Origin of the sequence: Streptomyces phyllanthi (genome assembly GCF_009377205.1) — a bacterium.
GTDB lineage: Bacteria > Actinomycetota > Actinomycetes > Streptomycetales > Streptomycetaceae > Streptomyces > Streptomyces phyllanthi.
This window is the reverse complement of sequence record NZ_VJZE01000477.1, coordinates 1-6,837: the sequence shown is the minus strand read 5'-3', so window position 1 is coordinate 6,837 and position 6,837 is coordinate 1. Positions and strand designations below refer to the sequence as shown.

At 73.1% G+C, this 6,837-nt stretch carries 5 protein-coding genes; 4 read left to right on the top strand and 1 reads right to left on the bottom strand.

The features are described 5' to 3' along the window. From FNH04_RS38530 to FNH04_RS38520, 3 genes are all read left to right on the top strand, one after another. Window positions 1-2,405: beta-galactosidase (locus FNH04_RS38530; RefSeq protein WP_228031857.1), on the top strand; the 2,405-nt coding region annotated here is incomplete at its 5' end. A 300-nt stretch (window positions 2,406-2,705) separates the two neighbouring features. Further along, on the top strand, window positions 2,706-3,770 hold the full coding sequence (locus tag FNH04_RS38525; RefSeq protein ID WP_152790556.1) for a LacI family DNA-binding transcriptional regulator: 1,065 nt from the start codon (window positions 2,706-2,708) through the stop codon (window positions 3,768-3,770). A 132-nt stretch (window positions 3,771-3,902) separates the two neighbouring features. Next, window positions 3,903-4,733: a pectate lyase gene (locus tag FNH04_RS38520; protein WP_152790554.1), complete on the top strand. Its 831-nt coding sequence runs from the start codon at window positions 3,903-3,905 to the stop codon at window positions 4,731-4,733. Between the two features lie 610 nt (window positions 4,734-5,343). On the opposite strand, the gene FNH04_RS38515 is transcribed toward FNH04_RS38520, so the two are convergent. After that, entirely contained in the window at window positions 5,344-6,144 is an 801-nt protein-coding gene (locus FNH04_RS38515) for a phytanoyl-CoA dioxygenase family protein (protein WP_152790552.1), read from the bottom strand. A gap of 65 nt (window positions 6,145-6,209) precedes the next feature. Between FNH04_RS38515 and FNH04_RS38510 the strand changes: the two genes are divergently transcribed. Beyond that, a partial coding sequence (locus tag FNH04_RS38510; protein ID WP_152790550.1) for an AraC family transcriptional regulator occupies window positions 6,210-6,837 on the top strand: 628 nt, incomplete at its 3' end.

Below are 6,837 nucleotides of genomic sequence, written 5' to 3'. Positions count from 1 at the left end.
CCGTACCTCCGCACCACCTGCGCGTCCCCGAGCCCTCCGCGCCCCCGCGCACCGGTCATCTGCCCTTCGCCGACGCGCCGGGCGTGCCCGACCCGATCGGGGTGACCAGCCGCTGGCTCACCCGTGGCGGCCGCCCCTGGTTCCCCGTCTCCGGCGAGTTCCACTACTCCCGCTACCCGGCGGGGGAGTGGGAGGAGGAACTGCTGAAGATGAAGGCGGGCGGGGTGTCGGCCGTCGCCGGTTACGTCATCTGGATCCACCACGAGGAGGCGGAGGGCCGCGTCCGTTTCGACGGCTCCCTCGACCTGCGCCGCTTCGCCGAGCTGTGTGCCCGCCACGGCCTGGACTTCATCCCGCGCATCGGGCCGTGGAGCCATGCCGAGGTTCGCAACGGCGGCCTGCCCGACTGGCTCCTGGCCCGCCCCTGCGTGCCCCGCACCGACGACCCCGCCTACCTGGAACCCGTACGCCACTGGTACGCGGCCATCGCGGAGCGACTGCGCGGCCTCGACCGCGCCCACGGCGGCCCGATCGTCGCCATCCAGATCGAGAACGAGCTCTACGACCAGCCCGGCCATCTGCTCACCCTGAAGCGGACGGCCCGGGAGGCCGGCCTGAGCGCACCGCTGTGGACCTCGACGGCCTGGGGCGGGGTCCAGCTCCCGCCCGACGAACTGCTCCCGCTGTACGGCGGCTATCCGGAGGCCTTCTGGACCGAGGCCGACGGCGGGTGGCCCGACACCTGCCGCAAGCACTACTTCTTCACCCACCAGCGCGACGACGAGGGCATCGGCGCCGACCTGCGCCCGACCACCGTGCGCGGCAGCGACCCGGCGGCCCTCGCGGACCGATTCCCCTGGGCCACCTGCGAACTGGGCGGAGGCATGGCCGTCGCGTACCACCGCCGGCCGCGCGTCGACGCCGCCGACATCGGCGCCCTCGCCCTCACCAAGATCGGCTGCGGGTCGGTGTGGCAGGGCTACTACATGTTCCACGGCGGCACGAACCCTGCGGGGGAGCTGACGACCCTGCAGGAGTCCCACGCCACCGGCTACCCCAACGACCTGCCCGTCCTCACGTACGACTTCCAGGCACCGCTCGGCGAGTACGGCCAGTACCGGCCCTCGTACCACGAACTGCGCCTCCAGCACCTGTTCCTGGCGGACTTCGGCCATCTCCTCGCCCCCATGGAGTCCGCCCTGCCCGAGCGCCGCCCGACCGGCCAGCACGACCGGGACACCTTGCGCTGGGCGGTGCGTTCCGACGGCACCTCGGGCTTCCTGTTCGTCACCAACCACCAGCCGCACGAGCCGCTGCCGGACCACCCGGACACGGCGTTCACGATCGAACTCCCGGGCGCCTCCGCCCCGTTGACCCTGCCCGGCACCCCCGTCACCATCCCGTCGGGCTCCTACTTCTGCTGGCCGCTGCGCCTCGACGTGGCCGGTCTGCGGCTCGACTGGGCGACCGCGCAGCCCGTGTGCACCGTCGACGACGGGGGAGGCCGTACGGTCCTGGTCCTGGCCGCCACCGACGGCATCGCTCCCGAACTCGCCCTGGACGCGCGCGGGGTGGAGTCCGTCAGGACACCGTCCGGCGAGATCGCGGACCTCGGCGACCGCGTCCTGATCACCGGCCTGCGGCCCGGCACCGACGCCCTGGTCGAGGTGGACACAACGGACGGCGGCCGGGCCGGCCTGCTGGTGCTGGACGCGGCGACGGCCCGCACCGTCTACCGGGGCACGGCCTGGGGAGCCGAGCGGCTCGTGCTCTGCGGGGACGGCGTCGTCTTCGACGAGACGGCGGACGAGGTACGGCTGCACAGCGCTGCCGCGGAACCCACGTTCGCCGTGCTGCCCGCGCCCGCGCGGGCGCCGGTCGTGAACGGGGCGGGCGTTCGGGCCGCCGAGGACGGGGTGTTCACCCGCTACACCGTCGCGCCCGGGGACGAGCGCGACGTCGTGGAGGCCCGGGTCACCCCGGTCCGGCCCGCGGGACCGGCCCCCGAGCCGGTGACGGGAGAGCTGGGCCGGGCGAGCGCGCCCGCGGACGGGTACTTCGACACCGTGGCCGCCGAGTACCGCGTCGACGTGCCGCGTCGTCTTCCGGCGGGCACCCTTCTCCGCGTCCACTGGACCGGCGACGTGGCGCGCGCGTACGTGGGGGACACCCTGGTCGCCGACCAGTTCCACGCGGGGAGAGCGTGGGACATCGGCCTCGACCGGCTCCCCACCGAACTCCTACGTGCCGGAGCCCCGCACACCGAGGGCCTGAGCCTGAGGCTGCTGCCCCGCCACCCCGACGCGCCGGTGTACGTGCCGGAGGGCACGGGCGACGGGGGAGTGGCGGCGGTCGCGCGGGCGGAGTGGATCACCGTACGGTCCTGGTCGGTCAGGGCGGGCTGAGAGCCTGTGTCATATCCCCGGCCGGGCGCGCGACGCCTGGCACGCACACTCGCCGCGTTGCCGAAACGCCCACGTGACTCCTCCCCCACTCTCGGCTTCGCTCGAGCGGGGGGACCCCCATCGAGGGCGCTCCGGCGCCTTGCGATCGCACGCACCAGACGCCGCGCGCTGATCCGACCGGGGATATGACACAGGCTCTGAGATCCCGGCGCCGCGCTGCCCCGCCCGGCCTATCCTGTGGGCCTGCCGGGCGGGACAGGACCGTCGGGTCGTCGGAGCGAGGCCGGAGGACAAGCCGTCATGACCCGAAGCGCCATGGACGGCGCCGCCCCCAGGGGACGCAGCAGGCGCAACTTCGCCGGGGCGCGTCCCGTCATGGACGACGTGGCGCGGCTGGCCGGTGTCTCCAAGCAGACCGTCTCCCGGGTGCTCAACGGCAATCCGGCCGTCCGCGCCGAGACCCGGGAGGCCGTGCTGGACGCCATGCGGTCGCTCGGGTACCGGCCGAGCCGCAGCGCCCGCTCCCTGGCCAGCGGCAGGACCCGGATGCTCGGCGTGATCTCCTTCGACGCGGCCCGCTACGGCCCCGCCTCCACCCTGACCGCCATCAACAGCGCCGCCCAGGAGGCCGGTTACCTGGTGAGCTCCATCGCCCTCGACACGGCCGACCGGGACACCGTGGTCCGTGCCGTGGACCGGCTGTCGGCCGAGGGCGCGGACGGCGTGATCGCCATCGCCCCGCAGCGCTGGGTGGGCCGGGCGCTGGCCGAGGCGCGGCTCGACACCCCGCTGGTGACGCTCGACAACGCCCTCGGCGACGGCACCCCCATGGTCAGCTCGGACTCCCCGGCCGGGGCGCGCGCCGCCACCGAACACCTCCTCGGGCTCGGCCACACGACCGTCTGGCACATCGCGGGGCCCACGGGCTGGACGTCCGCCGATCTGAGGCTGGCCGGCTGGCGCGACACCCTCGAAGCCGCCGGCGCCGAGGTCCCCGAATCCCTCCTCGGTGACTGGAGCGCCGACTCCGGATACGCACTGGGCCGCCGGCTCGCGCGGCGCCCCGACGTGACGGCGGTGTTCGCCTCGAACGACCAGATGGCCCTCGGTGTCCTGCGCGCCTTCCACGAGGCCGGCCGTCGCGTCCCCGAGGAGGTCAGCGTCGTCGGTTACGACGACATCCCCGAGGCCGCCCATCTGCTGCCCCCGCTGACCACGGTCCGCACGGACTTCACCGAGCTCGGCACCCGCTCCCTTCGGCTCCTCCTCGCCCGGATCGAGGGCCCGGCCGAACCCCGGATCGACCCGGTCGCCCCCGTCGAACTCGTCGTCCGGCACAGCACCGGCCCGGCCCCGCGGTGCTGACGAGCCCTCGAAGCCCATTCCGCCACTCGGCCGGAGAGCATCCGCCAAAGAAATCTCAAGTGTCACGGCAACCCCTTCCTCACCAGCGGCAACCAGGAGACACAAGATCTCCTCCAGGGCAAGGAACGGGACATGACAGCAGCAGCCGAACAGCGCGTCCGCCACCGGCGCCGTGTCACCGGGCGGCGGGCCGCCATCGGCCTGGCGACCGCTCTCGGCCTCACCGGCACGGCGATCGTGACGACGTCGCTGCTGGGTTCCGCGGGCGCCGCGGCCTCCTGGCCCACCGCCCAGGGCAAGAAGGCCGTCTCGAAGACGATCGAGGTGTCCGGCACCTACGACGGCAAGCTGAAGAAGTTCTACGGCAGCGGCGCCCTGGGCGACGGCGGCCAGGACGAGGACCAGGACCCGGTCTTCAAGCTGAAGGACGGCGCGGTCCTCAAGAACGTGATCATCGGCGCCCCGGCCGCCGACGGCATCCACTGCATGGGCAGCTGCACCCTGAAGAACGTGTGGTGGCTCGACGTCGGCGAGGACGCGGCCAGCTTCAAGGGCAGGTCCTCGTCCGCCAGGTACACCGTCACCGGTGGCGGCGCGAAGAAGGCCTCGGACAAGGTGTTCCAGTTCAACGGCGCCGGCAAGCTCACCGTCACCGGCTTCCAGGTGTCGGACTTCGGCAAGCTGGTCCGCTCCTGCGGCAACTGCTCCAAGCAGTACAAGCGCACGATCGTCATCAGCGACGTGGACGTCACCGCGCCCGGCAAGTCGCTCGTCGGCGTCAACCAGAACTACGGCGACACCGCGACCCTCACCAAGGTCCGTGTCCACGGCGACAGCAAGAAGAAGATCAGGATCTGCACCCGCTTCCAGGGCAACAACACCGGCAAGGAGCCGAAGGACCTCGGGAGCGGCCCGGACGGCACGTACTGCAAGTACAAGAAGTCCACCGTCAGTTACGACTGACCCCCGCCGTCGGGTCGCCGCCGCTCCGACGCCCCGGAGCACGACGGACCCGGCTCTCCGGTGACGCCCGGCCGAACCACGAGCCGGCCGGGCGTCACCGCCACCGAACCCCTTGACGCCCCTCCGACGGCACCGGCGTCGCCGTCCGCTTCCCGTACCGCGGGGCAGTGGGGCTCCCGCGGGTCAGCAGGGCGCCCGGATGACCGAACAGGCAGCCGGGAAGCCCTCCTCCTCCGGCGAGCCCCGACAGGACGGCGGGCACCCGGAGTTCCGCTGAGAGCGCGCCCTCGACCTGCTCGCCCCCGGTACGGCCCACAGTGGGCATGGGCAGGGGAGCGTCACACGCTGAGCCCCTCGGTGACGCCGATCGTTCGAGCGGCGCGCGGCGCTTCGCGGAGGGCCCCGGGCAGGACGCCACATATTACTCGGCAGTCAATCTTGAACGCTCAAGCAGCGCGGCTATCATCACTCGCACACCGCGGTGTGATCGTCCGCCGTGATCGACGGCCGCACGACATACGGCACCGTCACCAGCCCCGGGCCCGAAGCCCTCCCCCTCCGGGTCCGAGGTGGTGCCCCTTCCCCCCACCGTCAGCGCGTGGGCGACGGCTCAGTGCGCGCCCGCGGCCTCGAACTCCGTGCCGCACGGCCCCGCGCCCTCGCTCTCCTCCAGGGCGACGGGTGCGCCGCTCATCGTGAGGGGGTGGTAGTAGGCGCCGATGCGTTCGGTGGAGCGGCCGACATAGTGGCCGATGAAGGAGCGGCGGAACCGGTCGGCGGTGCGGTTGGGCTGGGAGCCGTGCACCAGGCTGCCGTTGAAGAACAGCACGTCGCCCGGGGCCATGTCGACGGGCACGGGGGACAGACCGGGCGGCGGCGGCACGTACTCCCGTACGAAGGACAGCTCGGCGTCCGCCTCCTCCGGGCAGAACAGGTCCATGCGGTGCGTGCCCGGCACGACCTCCAGGCCGCCGTTCTCCCGGTCGATCACGTCACACGCCACCCATGCGGCCACACAGGTGCCGGGCTCCACCCGCAGATAGAAGTTGTCCTGGTGCAGCGCCTGACCGCGGGCGCCCGGCGGCTTGAAGTAGAACATGCTCTGCGCAGCCAGCACCTCCTCGCCGAGCAGCCCTTCGAGGATCTCCCGCAGCCGGGCGTCGAGGAGCACGCGCAGGGACAGGTCGCTGATGCGGTGCGGGTGCATGACACGGGGGTAGGCGTGGAGCGGGTCCACGGACGCGCCGGACCCGTCCGCGGTCCGCGGCTCGAAGTGGCCGGGGACGGGGCCGCCCGCCTGCAGGGCCGCGAACTCGGCGCACAGCGCGTCGATCTCGGCGGCGGAGAACAGTCCGCGCACCACCAGGTACCCGTTCTCCTCGAAGTCCGTAGTCTTGTCCGTCGCTGCCATCCGTGTGTCCCCTTCTCGCCCGCGTGCTTCCTCCTCCACGCTAGGCGGGAGCGCCTTTCGGGAGGATGCCCGTGCGTGCTGACGACTTGTCCGAGACTGCTGACTCCTCGCCGACCGCCGACCCGTCACCGCCGCCGGGTCTGGTGACCGTCGGGCGCTTCGACCAGGGGCCGGGCTATCGGGTCAACCGGCCCGGCGGATCGGACAGTTGGCTGTTCACATGGACGACGGGCGGCGGCGGACTGCTGTGCCAGGGCGCGGCGGAGGCGGCGGCCGAAGCGGGCGACCTCGTCGTCCTCGGGCCGGGAGTACCGCACCGGTACGCCCTCCGCCCCGGCGCGGAGCGGTGGGCGTTCTGGTGGGCGCACTGCCAGGCCAGGACGTCATGGGCCGGCTGGCTGCGGCCGTACGAGATCGGGGACCGGCTGTACGCCCTGACGGTCACCCACGCCGGTGTCCGCGACCGCGTCGGCGCGGCGTTCGGCCGGATGCTCGCCGACGCGCGCTGGACCGGGGAGGGCGTACCGCCGGGCGGGGACGCTCCCCGGGCCGGTGAGGTCGCCGTGGCACACGGCACCGCGGCCCGTGAGCTGGCCCTCTGCTCACTGGAGGAGGTCGTACTGCTCGCCGCGGCGGGCTCGGAGGGGCCGGGCCGGTCGGGGGCCGACCCGCGGATCCGGCGGGCGGAAGGAC